The 15,653-nt window shown below is 47.2% G+C and carries 14 protein-coding genes and 1 other RNA gene; 11 read left to right on the top strand and 4 right to left on the bottom strand.

What is annotated here, in order from left to right; genetic code table 11:
* Positions 1 to 5 precede the first annotated feature (5 nt).
* Genes LYZ37_RS12020 through LYZ37_RS12005 form a run of 4 tightly spaced genes read right to left on the bottom strand, consistent with a single transcriptional unit; the run spans position 6 to position 3,339 of the window.
* Positions 6 to 575, bottom strand: coding sequence for a BON domain-containing protein (locus LYZ37_RS12020; RefSeq protein ID WP_171323076.1), 570 nt, complete (start codon positions 573 to 575; stop codon positions 6 to 8).
* A 3-nt stretch (positions 576 to 578) separates the two neighbouring features.
* Positions 579 to 1,169 (bottom strand): phosphoheptose isomerase, encoded by a 591-nt coding sequence (locus LYZ37_RS12015; protein ID WP_004744965.1) that lies wholly within the window; start codon positions 1,167 to 1,169, stop codon positions 579 to 581.
* Positions 1,170 to 1,172: 3 nt separating this feature from the next.
* Positions 1,173 to 1,583 carry a YraN family protein gene (locus LYZ37_RS12010; RefSeq protein WP_272785633.1) on the bottom strand — a complete coding sequence of 137 codons (411 nt, stop codon included), beginning with the start codon at positions 1,581 to 1,583 and terminating at the stop codon, positions 1,173 to 1,175.
* On the bottom strand, positions 1,525 to 3,339 hold the full coding sequence (locus tag LYZ37_RS12005; RefSeq protein WP_272785632.1) for a penicillin-binding protein activator: 1,815 nt from the start codon (positions 3,337 to 3,339) through the stop codon (positions 1,525 to 1,527). The genes LYZ37_RS12010 and LYZ37_RS12005 overlap by 59 nt, the downstream gene beginning before the upstream one ends.
* 63 nt (positions 3,340 to 3,402) lie before the next feature.
* On the opposite strand from LYZ37_RS12005, the gene rsmI reads away from it, so the two are divergent.
* The 11 genes from rsmI (at position 3,403) to murG (ending at position 15,650) form a co-directional block, all read left to right on the top strand.
* The gene (gene rsmI / locus LYZ37_RS12000) at positions 3,403 to 4,266 is read left to right on the top strand and encodes a 16S rRNA (cytidine(1402)-2'-O)-methyltransferase (RefSeq protein WP_272785631.1); all 864 of its coding nucleotides are present in this window, start codon (positions 3,403 to 3,405) and stop codon (positions 4,264 to 4,266) included.
* 251 nt (positions 4,267 to 4,517) lie between these two features.
* Positions 4,518 to 4,948: RNase P RNA component class A (gene rnpB / locus LYZ37_RS11995), an RNA gene on the top strand.
* 183 nt (positions 4,949 to 5,131) lie between these two features.
* Complete coding sequence (rsmH, locus tag LYZ37_RS11990) at positions 5,132 to 6,082, top strand: 16S rRNA (cytosine(1402)-N(4))-methyltransferase RsmH (protein WP_272785630.1); 951 nt, start codon at positions 5,132 to 5,134, stop codon at positions 6,080 to 6,082.
* A 3-nt stretch (positions 6,083 to 6,085) separates the two neighbouring features.
* Positions 6,086 to 6,403: a cell division protein FtsL gene (ftsL, locus tag LYZ37_RS11985; protein ID WP_239825166.1), complete on the top strand. Its 318-nt coding sequence runs from the start codon at positions 6,086 to 6,088 to the stop codon at positions 6,401 to 6,403.
* Positions 6,400 to 8,124, top strand: coding sequence for a penicillin-binding transpeptidase domain-containing protein (locus tag LYZ37_RS11980; RefSeq protein ID WP_272785629.1), 1,725 nt, complete (start codon positions 6,400 to 6,402; stop codon positions 8,122 to 8,124). The genes ftsL and LYZ37_RS11980 overlap by 4 nt, the downstream gene beginning before the upstream one ends.
* Before the next feature lie 11 nt (positions 8,125 to 8,135).
* A complete protein-coding gene (gene murE, locus LYZ37_RS11975) occupies positions 8,136 to 9,620 on the top strand; it encodes a UDP-N-acetylmuramoyl-L-alanyl-D-glutamate--2,6-diaminopimelate ligase (RefSeq protein ID WP_272785628.1) in 1,485 nt (494 codons plus the stop codon).
* A complete protein-coding gene (gene murF, locus LYZ37_RS11970) occupies positions 9,617 to 10,975 on the top strand; it encodes a UDP-N-acetylmuramoyl-tripeptide--D-alanyl-D-alanine ligase (RefSeq protein ID WP_272785627.1) in 1,359 nt (452 codons plus the stop codon). The genes murE and murF overlap by 4 nt, the downstream gene beginning before the upstream one ends.
* Positions 10,972 to 12,054: a phospho-N-acetylmuramoyl-pentapeptide-transferase gene (gene mraY, locus LYZ37_RS11965; protein WP_069667126.1), complete on the top strand. Its 1,083-nt coding sequence runs from the start codon at positions 10,972 to 10,974 to the stop codon at positions 12,052 to 12,054. Before murF ends, mraY begins: the two co-directional genes overlap by 4 nt.
* A 14-nt stretch (positions 12,055 to 12,068) precedes the next feature.
* Positions 12,069 to 13,391: a UDP-N-acetylmuramoyl-L-alanine--D-glutamate ligase gene (gene murD, locus LYZ37_RS11960; RefSeq protein WP_272785625.1), complete on the top strand. Its 1,323-nt coding sequence runs from the start codon at positions 12,069 to 12,071 to the stop codon at positions 13,389 to 13,391.
* A gap of 14 nt (positions 13,392 to 13,405) precedes the next feature.
* The gene (gene ftsW / locus LYZ37_RS11955; protein ID WP_272785624.1) at positions 13,406 to 14,602 is read left to right on the top strand and encodes a cell division protein FtsW; all 1,197 of its coding nucleotides are present in this window, start codon (positions 13,406 to 13,408) and stop codon (positions 14,600 to 14,602) included.
* Complete coding sequence (murG, locus tag LYZ37_RS11950; protein ID WP_272785623.1) at positions 14,589 to 15,650, top strand: undecaprenyldiphospho-muramoylpentapeptide beta-N-acetylglucosaminyltransferase; 1,062 nt, start codon at positions 14,589 to 14,591, stop codon at positions 15,648 to 15,650. Before ftsW ends, murG begins: the two co-directional genes overlap by 14 nt.
* Positions 15,651 to 15,653: the final 3 nt, after the last annotated feature.

The raw sequence follows: 15,653 nt of genomic DNA, 5'->3' as shown, positions 1-15,653 counted from the left end.
TTCGCTTAGCTTCCCTGATGGAATGCTTTTACCACCTGTTTTACCCCTGAGGTATTGCGGGCGATATCTATCGCTATTTCAGCATGTTCATCTGAAACGTAGCCAAGTAGGAAGACTTCTTTATCTTCAGTGATGACCTTAATTTTGGTTCCACTTAATTCAGAGTTGGCAATTAAAGCGGATTTAACCTTAGTGGTGATCCAACTGTCGTGACTGATCTCGCCAACAGAGAGTGGCGCTTTAACGCGCAGTTGGTTATATATGTTCTCGACGCCTTTTATATCACGGGCGCGACTTTCAATCTCACGCTTAAGCTGCTCGGTATTCGCTTGCCCCATTAAAACTACGCTGCCATTGTAAGAGCTAGCAGTAATACGTGCGTTACCTCTGAACGGTGCTTTGTTGCCGATACCTGCAATTTCAAACTCAATGTTATTGTCGTCCCAGATCTCTTGAGTTGTTCTTGGATCAATCACAATACTGGCTGTTGTTGCCGCACCTGCGACAAACAGACCTGCACAACCGGTCAAGCTGAGGGCGAAAAATGACAGCAATAAGCCTTTAAACATCTTCATAACTTACTCTTCGTGCGCTGGGAACAATACTTGGTCGATAAGATCGCATAAGCAGTGTAGCGTCACCATATGAACTTCGTGAATTCTTGCGGTTCTGTGAGATGGAATACGAATCTCAACATCATTCTCACCCAACAAGCCAGCCATTTCGCCACCATCTTTACCAGTTAGGGCAATAATGGTCATATCTCGGGTTACCGCTGCTTCCATCGCTTTGATGATGTTCTTACTGTTACCACTGGTAGAGATAGCAAGTAGGATGTCACCCGTTTGACCAAAAGCGCGTACCTGTTTAGAGAATATCTCTTCGTAGTGGTAGTCATTTGCCACTGCGGTTAAGGTGGTGTTATCAGCTGTCAGTGCCATCGCGGGTAAGCTTGGTCGCTCAGTTTCAAAACGGTTGAGAAGACAAGAAACAAACTGTTGCGCGTTTGAAGATGAGCCACCGTTGCCGCAGCAAAGAATTTTATTGCCGTTGAGCAGGCTCGCTACCATAGCTTGCGCTGCATGGGTAATGGCATCAGGGAGCGCTTCGGCTGCTGCGATTTGAATTTGAATACTTTCAGTAAAGCTGTCTTTAATGCTATCTAGCATTGATTATCCTTGAGTAATTGCGTTTTTGATCCACTCGATTTGCGCGCCTTGCTGATGGATAGCCACTAAGTCAAAGCGAAAATCGGTTGAATAGATAGATAAGCCATTTTTGCTCAGCCACAGCGTGGCGGTTTTGATGAGCTTGTTCATTTTGCTGGCGGTCACTGTTTCCGCAGCATGTCCATAAGTTTGGCTTTTACGGTAGCGAACTTCGACAAAAACGATCGTCTCGCCATCTTTCATAATTAGGTCGAGTTCGCCTCCTTTGATAAGGAAGTTTCTCTCAATTGGCGATAAGCCGCAACTGATAAGATGCTTTTCAGCTGCAGCTTCGTAATGTTGCCCTTGTGCGCGTTTACTGAGTAGCACTGTGCTCCGCCCAGCTGATTTCACGTTGCACGATACAATCTTCATTAATGCTCAACACACCCGTGTTGCCATCAACCGTGTAATCATGCACGACTTTCATTTGTGGCAGGTGCTCCATTAAACGGTAAGCATCCATTCCCAATGCTTGAAGACGCTTCTCAGCATTGGAATCTTTTGGCCAAAGTTGGTCCATTTGAGCTTTGAGTGCCGCATCAGGTTGATTTAGTAGTGGAATGTCGCTGTACATCACACCCGAAAGATCTTCGTATTGCTGGCGACCACTGTTACTGCGTGAGTTCGAGTAGAGTTTAGGTGGCACTGTATCAGGGTTAATCGCCACTTCAATAAATGGCTTAATCAACGTAAGTTCAGAGCCGTTTGCGACAATGTAAACTGCATCGATATCACGGCGGCTACGCGGTTGGCTTTCTAACGGAATGTTGAGTAGTGATTCCATCTGGGCTATGTGTTGTTGGCTACTTTGTAGCCCAAATACTTTGTTGATATCGCGTTGGAGTTGACGCTTGTCACCGAAGAGGTTTACTGCAACCTTATTCTCACTGTGCTTATGCCACTCTTGCTCGAACGCTTCGACAACTCGTGACCCCAAACGACCTTGTGGCGCAAGGATTAACGGATACTGGTAGCCTTGCTGCGCTAAATGCTTAGCCGCTTGTGCCACTTCTTGCTCAGGCGACAGAGCTAAGTAGCAAGTGTTGTTACCGGCTTCGACTTCATCTGGAATGTTAAGTGCCAGCGTTGGGAGTGGGTTGGCAAAGCTAGCTTGCGCTTGCTGTAGTTTCTCTATGTTGCTTTTTAATAGCGGGCCGACCACTGAATCAATCTGTTTTTCTACCAATGTTGCTTCAAGCTCTTCGATAGAAGTAGCGTTGGTATCAATGACCGTTAGTGTGGCATTTTCATCGCGCTCACCATCGTTCATCATTTCAAGGATAAACCCATCACGAATCAACTGAGCTTGCTTAGCAAACTGGCCTGACAGTGGTAGCAGCAAGGCCGTGTTCACTGGCTTGGTGATTTCTAAAGCGATAATGTCAGTTACGGCTTGAGGGGTGTAGATAGCGCCGGGGTGAGTTGGGTTATCTACAAGCCATTGCTCAAGGCCAGATTTTAGCTGTGGAAGATTGCTTGCCAGACTCTTAGTTAGACCGGTTAACTCAAGCCAACCAGAGATGACTGGATCGGACTCTTGCTGTTTTAACGTTTCGATTTGCGAAGCTGAGTACTGACTTAGGTTATTCCAAATCCCCTGTGCGACAAAGGCTTGCTCACTTTCTGGAAGGTATCGACTACTCAAAGAGAGTTCGCGTGTCGCGTTGAAGAAGTCACCCTGCTTGGTAAACAGTGAAGCGCGTAACTGGTGGTAGTTAAGCCATTGGTCTTCGCCTAACTGCCAAGACGGTCTGAAGTTGAGAATTTGCAATGCTTCGGCATGGTTACCTTGAGTCACGAGCAGTTCGGCACGTGCGAGTTGCCATTCGGCTTGCTGCATGTCGTTTAAAGACTGGCGAGCTAAACGCTTGATCAATAGTTCAGATTGAACAAGGTCACCTGAGTCAATAGAGGCTTTTAGTGCCATGATTAACCAGTCATTTTGTAAGCTACCCTGGCTGCTGTCGGCGCGCATTAAGTAGGTTTGCACCGATTGATTCGGATCTAGGGTAATATCGACACTTCGCGGCGTCTTAGGAGCAGAAGAACACGCTGCCAATGTGACAGCAAGTGCTACAGGAGTCAGTAAGCGTGTTACACTTAGACGCTTGTGGTTATTCATGGCCATGAGTTCTTTATTAATTCCGTATAAGATTGTGTCTATATTAATCGTTGAAGTGATGGTAAACAAATGACAGATAACAAAACCTTACCAACTGAGGTTCCAACTCTCTATATCGTGCCTACGCCGATTGGTAATTTAGGCGATATAACTCAACGAGCGATTGAAGTTTTATCCAATGTAGACCTCGTTGCTGCTGAAGATACTCGTCATACTGGTAAACTATTGTCTCACTTCAGTATTCAAACTAAAACTTTTGCCCTTCATGATCATAATGAACAGCAAAAAGCGCAAGTGTTAGTCGATAAATTGTTAGCTGGGCACTCGATCGCATTAGTTTCTGATGCAGGTACACCATTAATTAGTGATCCAGGTTACCATCTTGTGACTCAATGTCGTCAGGCGGGAGTCAAAGTTGTTCCGTTACCTGGCGCTTGCGCGGTCATCACCGCACTAAGTGCTTCAGGTCTACCTTCTGACCGCTTTAGCTTTGAAGGTTTCTTACCGGCTAAAAGCAAAGGTCGTAAGGATAAATTCCTTGAAATAGCCAAGGTTGAGCGTACTTGTGTCTTCTATGAGTCTCCGCACCGTATCTTAGACTCGCTTGATGACATGCTTGAAATCTTGGGCCCAGACAGAGAAGTGGTATTGGCTCGGGAGCTAACCAAAACCTTCGAAACCATCCAAGGTATGCCGCTAGGTGAACTGGTTGAATGGGTCAAATCGGACTCTAACCAGCAACGTGGCGAGATGGCACTACTGATCCATGGCTACCGAGCAGCAGAAGATGATTCTATCCCTGAAGAAGTTAAGCGCACGGTGACCATTTTGACCAAAGAGTTGCCATTAAAGAAAGCGGCAGCTATGGCAGCAGAAATCTACAACCTGAAAAAGAACGCCCTGTATAAGTGGGGGTTGGAGAATCTAGACTAAGTCGCTCCAGGAAATGACAATCGAGTTTGATAACTAGTTGTCACTTCATATCGTCATCCTCAAGAGTGAGGCACGAACGAGTTGGGGATCTCTATTTTGGTTGGAGATTCCCTACTCACTCCTTCGTCGCTCTATGGAATGACCAATTATTGACAATTAACTGCACGCTTTTTACTCAGTTAACACCCTCATGTCAGCAAATCTGTGATCTCGCTAGACACTGCTCTCTGAACTCTATACAATCCGCCCTCGGAGTCGACTGGGTAGTCGCTGCTTTGTTGATGTCCTTCGGGAGACTGACGTTGAGGTCCTTTTAGGAGACTGACGTTGACGTCCTTCGGGAGACTGACAAAGGGGAGGAAAGTCCGGGCTTCATAGAGCAAGGTGCCAGGTAACGCCTGGGGGGCGCAAGCCCACGACAAGTGCAGCAGAGAGAAGACCGCCGATGGCCCGTAAGGGAACAGGTAAGGGTGAAAGGGTGCGGTAAGAGCGCACCGGACGACTAGTAATAGTTCGTAGCAGGGTAAACTCCACCTGAAGCAAGACCAAATAGGCCTCCACATTGCGTTGCTCGCGTAAGGAGGCGGGTAGGTTGCTTGAGCCAGTGAGTGATTGCTGGCCTAGACGAATGGCTACCGCCGCGCAAGCGGAACAGAACCCGGCTTATGTGTCGGCTCCACCTATTCGAGACCCATCGTAACTTTGTTATGATGGGTTTTTTGCTTTTTATTGACCAAATTTATTTTCGAACTATTAAACTTAGCGCAAAATCACGTGTTCTCACTCGCTAGTGGTGGCGATAAGCCATTAAATCAGTACACTGGAGAATCTGAATTCGTCAATGCGTCAGCCACATGAGATAACTATGACCGAAGCATTCAAACACATATCTGTACTCCTTCATGAATCGATCGATGGTTTAGCGATAAAACCAGACGGCATTTACATTGACGGTACATTCGGTCGCGGTGGTCACAGCCGTACAATTCTCTCTAAGCTCGGTGAAAACGGTCGCCTTTACAGTATTGATCGCGATCCACAAGCCATCGCTGAAGCGAACAAAATTGACGACCCACGTTTTACCATTATTCATGGCCCGTTTTCGGGTATGGCTGAATATGCCGCTGAGTACGATTTGGTGGGTAAAGTTGACGGCGTATTGCTTGATCTTGGTGTGTCATCACCTCAGTTAGATGATGCAGAGCGCGGTTTTAGCTTTATGAAAGACGGCCCGCTCGATATGCGTATGGACCCGACCTCAGGCATTCCTGTGTCTCAATGGCTATTGGAAGCTGACCTTGATGATATTACTTGGGTGATTCGTGAGTTTGGTGAAGATAAACATGCTCGCCGTATTGCGAAAGCGATTGTGGCTTACCGTGAAAACGAAGAGAACAAACCGCTAACTCGCACTGGTCAACTGGCTAAATTAATCTCTGAAGCGGCGCCAAAGAGCTTTAAAGAGAAAAAGCACCCAGCGACTCGCGCGTTCCAAGCATTCCGAATCTACATCAATAGTGAGTTAGAAGAGATTGATACGGCGCTAAAAGGGGCTGCAAGCATCTTGGCTCCTCAAGGTCGCCTATCTGTGATCAGCTTCCACTCGCTAGAAGATCGTATGGTTAAGCGCTTTATTCGCAAAGAGAGTAAAGGGCCAGAAGTACCTCATGGCATTCCTATGACGGAAGATCAAATTAAAGCGTTAGGCAGCGCCAACTTGAAACCTGTTGGTAAAGCGATCAAGCCTTCTAAACAAGAAGTAGAAGTGAATGCTCGCTCACGTAGCTCTGTACTTCGCTTAGCCGAAAAACTATAACCCATGAGTAAGCCTGCTCCTAATCTCGCTAAACTGATAGCACTCGACCTTTTGAGTGTAGGTCGAGTGCCACTGATTCTTTTGGTGCTGATCTTTAGTAGCGCGATGGGAGTGGTTTTTACTACCCACCACACTCGTCAGGCAATAACCGAAAAAGATCAGGCACTGGTTGAGCGTGAAAGATTGGACAATGAATGGCGTAACTTGCTTATCGAAGAAACAGCTTTAGCGGAGCATAGCCGCGTACAAGCTGTTGCTAAGACAGAGCTAGAAATGAAGCGCCCAGATTCAGACAAAGAAGTCATCATCAACCTTCCATGAGCAAAAAAGTCAAACCTGTCGAGCCTAAAACCGAGCAGCCGCCAGCGACATTAATCCGCTGGCGCTTCTACTTGGTGCTGTTTTTTGTTTTCTGTGCTTTTGCGGCTCTTGCTGGCCGTATTGCTTACATCCAAATCGTTGAACCAGACAACTTAATCAAGCAGGGTGATCTGCGCTCAATCCGAGCAAAGACGCTTCACTCTGCGCGCGGCATTATTTCTGATCGTAATGGCGAGCCTCTAGCAGTCAGTGTTCCGGTCGAAGCGGTTTGGGCTGACCCGGTTGCTATCTTTAAAGCGGGTGGGCTAGTCGACGTCGACCGTTGGCATGCTCTTGCTGATGTTCTTGGTCTTAAGCGCCAAGGCCTAATCGATAAAATAAACCGCAACAAGAGCAAGCGATTTATCTATCTACAGCGTCAAGTAAGCCCTGCTATGGCGCACTATATTCGCGAGTTAAAGCTATCTGGCGTTGGTCTTAAAGCTGAATCGAGACGTTACTATCCAGCCGGTGAAGTTAGTGCTCACTTAGTTGGGGTGACAGGAATTGATGGCCACGGCCTTGAAGGTGTTGAGCGCAGTTACGATAAGTGGCTCACGGGCGAAGCGGGTAAACGAATTATACGTAAAGATCGCTATGGTCGCGTGGTGGAAAACATCTCTCTTGAAGAGCGTGAAGAAGGCAAACCATTAGAGCTGACCATTGACCAGCGTATTCAGGCGATTGCTTACCGCGCGATAAAGCAAGCGGTGGCGGACTATCGAGCGACGTCAGGCTCTGCGGTAATTCTGGATGTAAAAACAGGCGCAGTGCTCGCGATGGTCAATGCTCCTTCATACAACCCCAACAACCGCTCAGATCTTCAATCAGCAAAAATGCGTAACCGAGTGATTACCGATGCATTTGAGCCGGGTTCAACGGTGAAACCTTTTGTTGTTTTAGCTGCGTTAGAAAATGGTGTTGCTGATGATGCGACGGTGATTGATACTGGCAACGGCATTATGCAAATTGGCGGAAGCCGCGTACGTGACACGTCCAAAGTTGGCAAAGCTGATCTAACAACCATTTTGAAGAAGTCGAGTAACATTGGGGTGGCGAAACTTGCCCTCGATATGCCGCTTGAAGCTTTGCTAGGTATGTATAGCTCTGTCGGCTTTGGTGAAGTTTCCGGTCTGAACCTCGTCGGTGAAACACAGGGTATTTTCCCTAACCGTCGCCGTTGGTCGAAGTTTGAAATAGCCACACTGTCGTTCGGCTACGGATTGACCATTACTCCTCTTCAGCTTGCTCACGCCTACGCGACACTAGGTAACCTTGGTGAGTATCAGCCGATTCATATCATCGAAAACAATCAGCAAGATTTATCTAAGCAGGTTATTGACCACGACAACGCGCAAAAAGTGCTCAACATGCTTGAGACAGTAACGCAACCGGGTGGTACTGCGACTAAGGCTGCAGTACCGGGCTACCGAGTTGCGGCGAAAACGGGTACATCGCGTAAAGCGATTGCTGGTGGCTATGGTGACGAGTACTTCGCCTATACCGCAGGTGTTGCTCCGGCGAGCGACCCAAGGGTCGCGCTAGTGGTGGTAGTCAATGAGCCACAAGGTGATAACTACTATGGTGGTTCAGTGGCAGGACCTGTCTTTGCTGAAATTTTGAAGGGCACGTTGCAAATTCTCAACGTAGCCCCTGATGAGAACAGATTTAAACAAGATTAAGTGAGTTTACTATGTCGAAGGAACTGACCTTAGCCGTGTTACTTTCTCCGTGGTTGGATATCTATGACCACTCAAGCGCAAGTGTGATTGTTCAAAGCCTAGAACTTGATAGCCGAAACGTTTCCCAGGGTTCAATCTTTGTGGCGGTAAAAGGGCATACAGTCGATGGGCGACGTTTTATTCCTGTCGCTATCGAACAAGGCGCAAATGCGGTTATTGCTGAGGCGTGTGAGTCTCACCCACATGGTCAGGTTGAACTGCAAGAAGATGTTCCAGTGATCTATCTTGGCAACTTAGGGCAGCATTTATCTGCGCTTGCCAAGCGTCTATACCCATTAACTCACAACAAGCTTATTGGTGTCACGGGCACAAATGGTAAAACCACCATTACACAGTTAATTGCTCAGTGGCTTGATCTTGTCGCGAAAAAAGCGGCGGTGATGGGTACCACAGGCAACGGTTTTCTTGCTGATCTTCAAGTGGCGAAAAACACCACGGGCAGCGCGATTGAGATTCTTCAAACCTTACATTCGTTGGAGCAACAAGGCGCTGACTATACCGCTTTAGAAGTTTCTTCTCATGGTTTGGTTCAAGGGCGTGTTAGAGCCGTGGAATTTGAGGTTGGTGCTTTTTCTAACTTAAGCCGTGATCACTTAGATTATCACGGTACGATGGAAGAGTACGCAGAAGCCAAGTTCTCGCTATTTAGCCAACATATCTGCAAGCAAGCGGTGCTCAATATTGATGATGCGGTTGGGGCGGAGTGGTTCAATCGCCTAGATAATGCGATTGCGGTTACCCTTAAGCCGAGTGAGCACTCACGTGCAGTGTGGGCGGAGCAGGTGAGTTACTCTGAATCGGGTATTACCCTCGATTTTGCCGGCGCATTTGGCCCGGGTACGATTAGCGTTCCTCTTATTGGGGAATTCAATGCCAATAATGTCTTACTCGCTATGGTGACTTTGCTTTGTCTTGGTATTGATAAGCAAGAGCTGATTGCAACGGCAAGTTCGCTAAAGCCTGTAATTGGTCGTATGGAGCTGTTTGCGGCCAAGGAAAAAGCTAAGGTTGTGGTCGATTACGCTCACACACCAGATGCACTAGAAAAAGCCCTGCAAGCACTTCGAGTTCACTGCCAAGGTAAGCTTTGGGCTATCTTTGGTTGTGGCGGTGATCGCGATACCGGTAAGCGCCCGATGATGGCGGAAATTGGTGAGCGCTTGGCGGATCATGTCATTCTTACCGATGACAACCCTCGCAGTGAATCACCGCAAAAGATTGTCCAAGATATGCTCGCAGGCATGACTAATCCTGACAGCGCAATCGTACAGCACAGCCGGTTTGATGCGCTGAAACACGCTTTAGAGAATAGTCTGTCTGACGACATCATTTTACTTGCGGGTAAGGGTCATGAAGATTATCAAGTAATGGCTAACGAAACGGTTCACTACTCGGATCGTGAATCAGCACAGCAACTGTTGGAGAACAATGCATGATTTCTTTAATGTTAAGCCAGATTGCTGAATCGCTAGGCGCTGAACTGATCGGTAATGATTTAGTGATAAATTCAGTATCAACCGATACACGCGCCATCGAAACTGGCGCATTGTTTATTGCGTTAGTTGGCGAGCGATTTGATGCACACGATTTTGCTGATCAGGCAGTGGAATCAGGTGCGGGAGCTCTATTGGTGAGTCGCGTTGTTGAAGCTGATGTCCCTCAACTGTTAGTTAAAGATACTAAGCTTGCTCTTGGTCAGCTTGGTTCTTTGGTGCACCACACTTGCTCAACACCTACCGTTGCGATTACAGGGAGCTGCGGCAAGACCACAGTAAAAGAGATGGTTGCCAGTATTATGGAGCAGAAAGGCCGCGTGTTATTCACGGCTGGAAACTTCAATAACGATATTGGTGTTCCGCTGACCTTGCTACGCTCAACGCCAGAAGATGATTTTGCTGTGATTGAGATGGGGGCAAATCATATTGGTGAAATTGCCTACACCACCCAACTGGTTCAGCCTGATGTCGCACTGGTTAATAATGTTGCCGCTGCTCACCTTGAGGGCTTTGGCTCGATGGATGGGGTAAAGCAAGCTAAAGGTGAAATCTACCAAGGTTTAAAAGCGGGTTCTGTTGCGATTGTTAACCTTGATAGTCACGGTGGTGACTATTGGCAAGCTGTATTAGCAGACAAAACCATTAAGACTTTCTCGGTTAATGACGCTTCTGCGGACTACTTTGCCAGCAACATCTTACTCAATGAAATGGGTGAAGCGAAGTTTACGCTTGTGGCCCCGATTGGCAGTGTTGAAGTTAAGCTGGGCATCATTGGTCAGCACAATGTATCCAATGCGCTATCTGCAACCGCACTCGCGTTAGAGTTAGGTGCATCACTTGAGATGGTTAAAAGCGGATTGGCTCAACTTGGCAAAGTCAAAGGCCGTGTCGAGTTAGTTGAGTTAAGTGAGACGGTCAAGCTTATCGACGATAGCTACAATGCCAGCGTACCTGCTATGAAAGCGGCTGCGGACCTCCTTTCAGGCTTTAGCGGAGAACGTTGGTTAATTTTGGGTAATATGGCCGAGTTAGGTGATGAAAGTCTTGCACTTCATCGTCAAGTCGGGGAACATGCTGCCCCATTCAAATTTGAACACGTGCTTACTTATGGCGCTGACGCAAAAGCGATCAGTGAAGAGTGTGGTGGGATTCATTTTGAAGATCACCAAAGCATGATTGATTATATAAAACAGCAGATTGAACAGAGTCAACAAGCTCAAACACTGTTAGTCAAAGGGGCTAATAGTGCAGGAATGAGCAAAATTGCTACTGCTGTCAAGGAGATGTATACATGATTATTTGGCTTGCTGAGCTGCTACAGCCATATTTTTCATTCTTCCGATTATTCGAATACCTGTCGTTCCGTGCGATTGTCAGTGTGTTAACTGCACTAGGCATTTCACTCTGGATGGGCCCGATTATGATCAGGCGTTTGCAACTGCTGCAAATTGGTCAGGTTGTGCGTAACGAAGGGCCAGAGTCTCACTTCAGCAAACGTGGTACACCGACTATGGGCGGTATCATGATTTTGACTGCCATCGTGACGACGGTACTACTTTGGGCTGATTTGTCGAACCCTTATGTTTGGGCTGTGCTTGCGGTACTGCTTGGCTATGGGGCGATTGGTTTTGTCGATGATTATCGCAAAGTGGTGCGCAAGAATACCGATGGATTGATTGCCCGTTGGAAGTATTTTTGGCAATCGGCGATTGCGCTAGTGGTAGCCTTTGCTCTATACGCTCACGGTAAAGATACCGCCGCGACACAGTTAGTGGTGCCTTTCTTTAAAGAAGTGATGCCTCAACTTGGGCTGATGTACATCGTTCTTACCTATTTTGTTATCGTGGGTACCAGTAACGCAGTAAACTTAACCGATGGTCTCGACGGGCTGGCGATTATGCCGACTGTACTGGTTTCCGCAGGTTTCGCCGCTATTGCGTGGGCGACAGGTAACGTGAACTTTGCTAACTACCTGCATATTCCACACATTCCGCAAGCCTCTGAATTGGTGGTCGTTTGTACCGCAATTGTTGGCGCCGGATTAGGGTTCTTATGGTTTAACACCTACCCAGCTCAAGTGTTTATGGGCGATGTGGGTTCACTAGCCTTAGGCGGTGCACTAGGCACTATTGCGGTACTGGTTCGTCAAGAGTTTGTCTTGGTTATTATGGGCGGTGTTTTTGTTATGGAAACTCTGTCTGTGATTCTTCAGGTTGGTTCATACAAACTACGTGGTCAACGTATCTTCCGTATGGCGCCGATCCATCACCACTATGAGCTAAAAGGCTGGCCGGAACCACGAGTGATTGTACGTTTTTGGATCATCTCTATTGTTCTCGTTCTTATTGGTCTAGCGACTCTTAAAGTTCGATAAGGAAATCATACACAATGACCATTGACCGCTGGCAAGGTATTGATAAAGTGGTGGTTGTAGGGCTCGGTATTACCGGGCTCTCTGTCGTTAAACACTTGCAAGAATTACCTAAAACACTTGATATTCGCGTTATCGACACCCGAGATAATCCTCCGGGCAGTGACGCTCTACCTGATGGTGTTGAACTGCACTCAGGGGGCTGGAATCAAGCGTGGTTGATGGCGGCGGATTTGGTAGTGACTAATCCAGGTATAGCGCTTGCGCTACCTGAGATTGAGCAAGTCATTAATGCCAAGATTCCAGTTGTTGGTGATATCGAACTGTTTGCTTGGCAAGTCAACAAGCCAGTGATTGCGATTACTGGATCAAACGGTAAAAGCACCGTGACTGATTGGACAGGTCAAGTGGCTCAAGCGACAGGTTTAAAGGTTGGAGTTGGCGGCAATATTGGTGTGCCTGCTTTAGATTTGCTAAGGCAAGACGCTGACCTTTATGTATTGGAGCTTTCGAGCTTCCAACTTGAAACCACCTCATCTCTCGCTCCGAAAGCGGCGGCTTTCCTTAATCTTTCCGAAGACCACATGGATCGCTACCAAGGGATGGAGGATTACCGTCAAGCTAAGCTGCGTATTTTCGAGCATGCTAGTGCTTGTATTGTGAATGCTGATGACCGAGCAACCTATCCTGAACAGGCCAGTAATTTAGTCGAGTTTAGTCTTAACCAAGCGACGCGCTTCTCGCTACTCGATCAAGACAATACGGAATATTTAGCCATCGATGGCAAGCCTATTTGTGCGAGTGGTGATCTTTCCTTAGTTGGTCGACATAACGTCGCCAATGCTTTAGTGGTATTAGCCCTATTGACCGAAGCTGGAGTCGATGTGGCGAAAGGGCTATCTGCACTTAAGTCTTACAACGGTTTGACACACAGATGCCAGGTTGTTGCCGATAATCAAGGTGTTAAGTGGGTCAATGATTCTAAGGCGACCAATGTTGCTAGCACTATGGCAGCGTTAGCAGGATTAGAGCTTGAAGGTAAACTCTACTTGCTGGTTGGTGGTGTCGGTAAAGGTGCTGATTTCTCTGAACTTGCCCCGATTTTAAAGTCGCTCAACGTACAGCTGTGCTGCTTTGGTGAAGATGGCGAACAGTTTATGCCGCTACACAGTAGTGCGAAACGTTTTGATACCATGCACGAAATCATCAAATGGGTTGCCACTCAAGTTTCATCCGGTGATATGGTGCTATTATCACCTGCTTGTGCGAGCTTTGATCAGTTTAATAACTTTATGGCTCGCGGAGATGCCTTCACCGAGCTTGCAAAAGCTTACGCTTAAATTCACCGAGATATATGCAGATTCAAAACGTCTTTGGCAGTATTAAACGTTGGGTGACTTCAGCTTCACCTGAGGCTTTGTATGACCGTCAATTGGTATGGATTTCATTAGGCCTAATGCTAACAGGCTTAGTGATGGTGACTTCTGCTTCTTTCCCAATTAGCTCACGGCTAACGGAGCAACCGTTCCACTTTATGTTCCGCCACGCCATCTTTCTGGTTTTGGCATTGTCGACGTCTGCGGTAATTCTACAAGTGCCGACTAAGCGGTGGGCGCAATACAGCACTTGGTTGTTGCTGCTATCGATATTTCTGCTCTTCGTCGTGCTGGTGGCGGGTAAGTCAGTAAATGGGGCGTCACGTTGGATACCCCTTGGCTTGTTTAACTTACAACCCGCTGAAGTGGCCAAACTATCACTGTTTATCTTTATGTCCGGTTATCTGGTACGTAAAAATGAAGAAGTGAGGTCGAGCTTTTTCGGTGGCTTTATTAAACCTATTATTGTTTTTGCTACCTTAGCCAGTTTACTGCTACTGCAACCAGACTTAGGTACAGTGGTCGTAATGTTGGTGACTCTGTTTGGCATGCTGTTTATTGCCGGCGCTAAACTCACTCAGTTTCTGGCTTTGATGGTGGTTGGGCTACTCTCGGTTGCCACTCTGATTTACATCGAGCCTTATCGTATGCGCCGCGTCACCTCATTCCTCGACCCGTGGGAAGACCCGTTCGGCAGTGGCTACCAGCTAACCCAATCTTTAATGGCGTTTGGTCGCGGTGAGTGGTTTGGTCAAGGTCTTGGTAACTCAATCCAAAAACTAGAGTATCTTCCTGAAGCACATACTGACTTTGTATTCGCTGTTTTGGCCGAAGAGTTGGGCTATGTGGGTGTGGTTTTAGTCTTGATGCTGATTTTTAGCTTGGTGCTGAAAGCGATATTTATTGGTCGCAAAGCTTTTGATAACAACCAGTTGTTTGGCGGTTACTTGGCATTTGGTATAGGTATTTGGTTTGCTTTTCAAACCTTAGTGAATGTAGGCGCTGCGGCAGGTATGGTGCCAACCAAAGGTTTAACACTACCACTGATCAGTTATGGTGGTTCAAGTTTGATCATTATGTCAGTCGCTGTATCGATATTGCTGCGCATTGATTATGAATGCCGTATAGCCAGTGCAGAAACACAACAAAACACAGATAACGATGAAAAAGAATAAACGATTAATGGTGATGGCTGGTGGTACAGGCGGTCACGTATTCCCAGGTCTTGCGGTTGCTAAACAACTTCAATCTCAAGGGTGGGAGATCCGCTGGTTAGGCACCGCAGACAGAATGGAAGCCGACCTAGTGCCCAAACATGGCATTGAGATCGACTTTATCAAGGTAAAAGGTCTACGAGGTCAAGGTATTGCTCGCTTGATTAAAGCACCCTTTCAGATCCTAAATGCAATTATGCAGGCTAGGGCGCATATGAAGCGTTGGCAGCCAGATGCTGTGCTAGGAATGGGCGGCTACGTTAGCGGGCCGGGTGGCATTGCTGCTTGGCTACTGGGTATTCCTGTGGTGTTGCATGAGCAGAATGCTGTCGCGGGTTTAACTAATCAGTGGTTGTCTAAGATTGCCAAGAAGGTTTTTCAAGCGTTCCCAGGCGCATTTCCTAATGCTGAGGTTGTTGGCAATCCAGTGAGAGAAGATGTGGTTGCAATTAGCGAGCCTGAGCAACGCATGGCTGAGCGTGATGGCAAAGTTCGTATTCTAGTCATGGGTGGCAGCCAAGGCGCACAAATACTTAACCGCACCTTACCTGATGTAATGGCTAAGCTAGGCGATGAGTTTGAGATTCGCCACCAAGCGGGTAAGAACAACCGCGATGAAGTGACGCAGGCATACCAAGCAAATAATGTGCAAAATGCACAAGTAACAGAGTTTATTGACGATGTCGCCAAGGCGTATGACTGGGCAGATTTACTGGTTTGCCGCTCAGGTGCGTTAACGGTATCAGAGGTCTCTGCTGCTGGGGTAGGTGCAATCTTTATCCCATTTATGCATAAAGACCGACAACAAGCTTTAAATGCTGACCACTTAGTAGAATGTGGCGCAGCAAAAATGATTGAGCAGCCTGAACTGACGGTTGACAAGCTAGTGTCTGAGATTAAGGCACTGGATCGAAGCAAACTAAAGGCTATGGCGAGCGAGGCTCGTAGGGCTGCTAAGTTAGATGCAGATAAAGTGGTGGCTGAAGCCATTGTTGCATTGACGAAATAACGA

It is taken from the genome of Vibrio tubiashii (assembly GCF_028551255.1).
GTDB classification, from domain to species: Bacteria; Pseudomonadota; Gammaproteobacteria; order Enterobacterales; family Vibrionaceae; genus Vibrio; species Vibrio tubiashii_B.
Note: the sequence above shows the minus strand (reverse complement) of the source record. Positions and strands in the feature narration are given on the sequence as shown.

Bases quoted from the DNA above. Each gene is read 5' to 3' on its own strand.
- murE (WP_272785628.1), top strand. From the start codon at position 8,136: ATGTCGAAGGAACTGACCTTAGCCGTGTTACTTTCTCCGTGGTTGGAT.
- LYZ37_RS12020 (WP_171323076.1), bottom strand. From the start codon at position 575: ATGAAGATGTTTAAAGGCTTATTGCTGTCATTTTTCGCCCTCAGCTTG.
- ftsW (WP_272785624.1), top strand. From the start codon at position 13,406: ATGCAGATTCAAAACGTCTTTGGCAGTATTAAACGTTGGGTGACTTCA.
- LYZ37_RS11980 (WP_272785629.1), top strand. From the start codon at position 6,400: ATGAGCAAAAAAGTCAAACCTGTCGAGCCTAAAACCGAGCAGCCGCCA.
- LYZ37_RS12005 (WP_272785632.1), bottom strand. From the start codon at position 3,339: ATGGCCATGAATAACCACAAGCGTCTAAGTGTAACACGCTTACTGACT.
- murD (WP_272785625.1), top strand. From the start codon at position 12,069: ATGACCATTGACCGCTGGCAAGGTATTGATAAAGTGGTGGTTGTAGGG.
- LYZ37_RS12015 (WP_004744965.1), bottom strand. From the start codon at position 1,169: ATGCTAGATAGCATTAAAGACAGCTTTACTGAAAGTATTCAAATTCAA.
- mraY (WP_069667126.1), top strand. From the start codon at position 10,972: ATGATTATTTGGCTTGCTGAGCTGCTACAGCCATATTTTTCATTCTTC.
- rsmH (WP_272785630.1), top strand. From the start codon at position 5,132: ATGACCGAAGCATTCAAACACATATCTGTACTCCTTCATGAATCGATC.
- murG (WP_272785623.1), top strand. From the start codon at position 14,589: ATGAAAAAGAATAAACGATTAATGGTGATGGCTGGTGGTACAGGCGGT.
- murF (WP_272785627.1), top strand. From the start codon at position 9,617: ATGATTTCTTTAATGTTAAGCCAGATTGCTGAATCGCTAGGCGCTGAA.
- ftsL (WP_239825166.1), top strand. From the start codon at position 6,086: ATGAGTAAGCCTGCTCCTAATCTCGCTAAACTGATAGCACTCGACCTT.
- LYZ37_RS12010 (WP_272785633.1), bottom strand. From the start codon at position 1,583: ATGAAGATTGTATCGTGCAACGTGAAATCAGCTGGGCGGAGCACAGTG.
- rsmI (WP_272785631.1), top strand. From the start codon at position 3,403: ATGACAGATAACAAAACCTTACCAACTGAGGTTCCAACTCTCTATATC.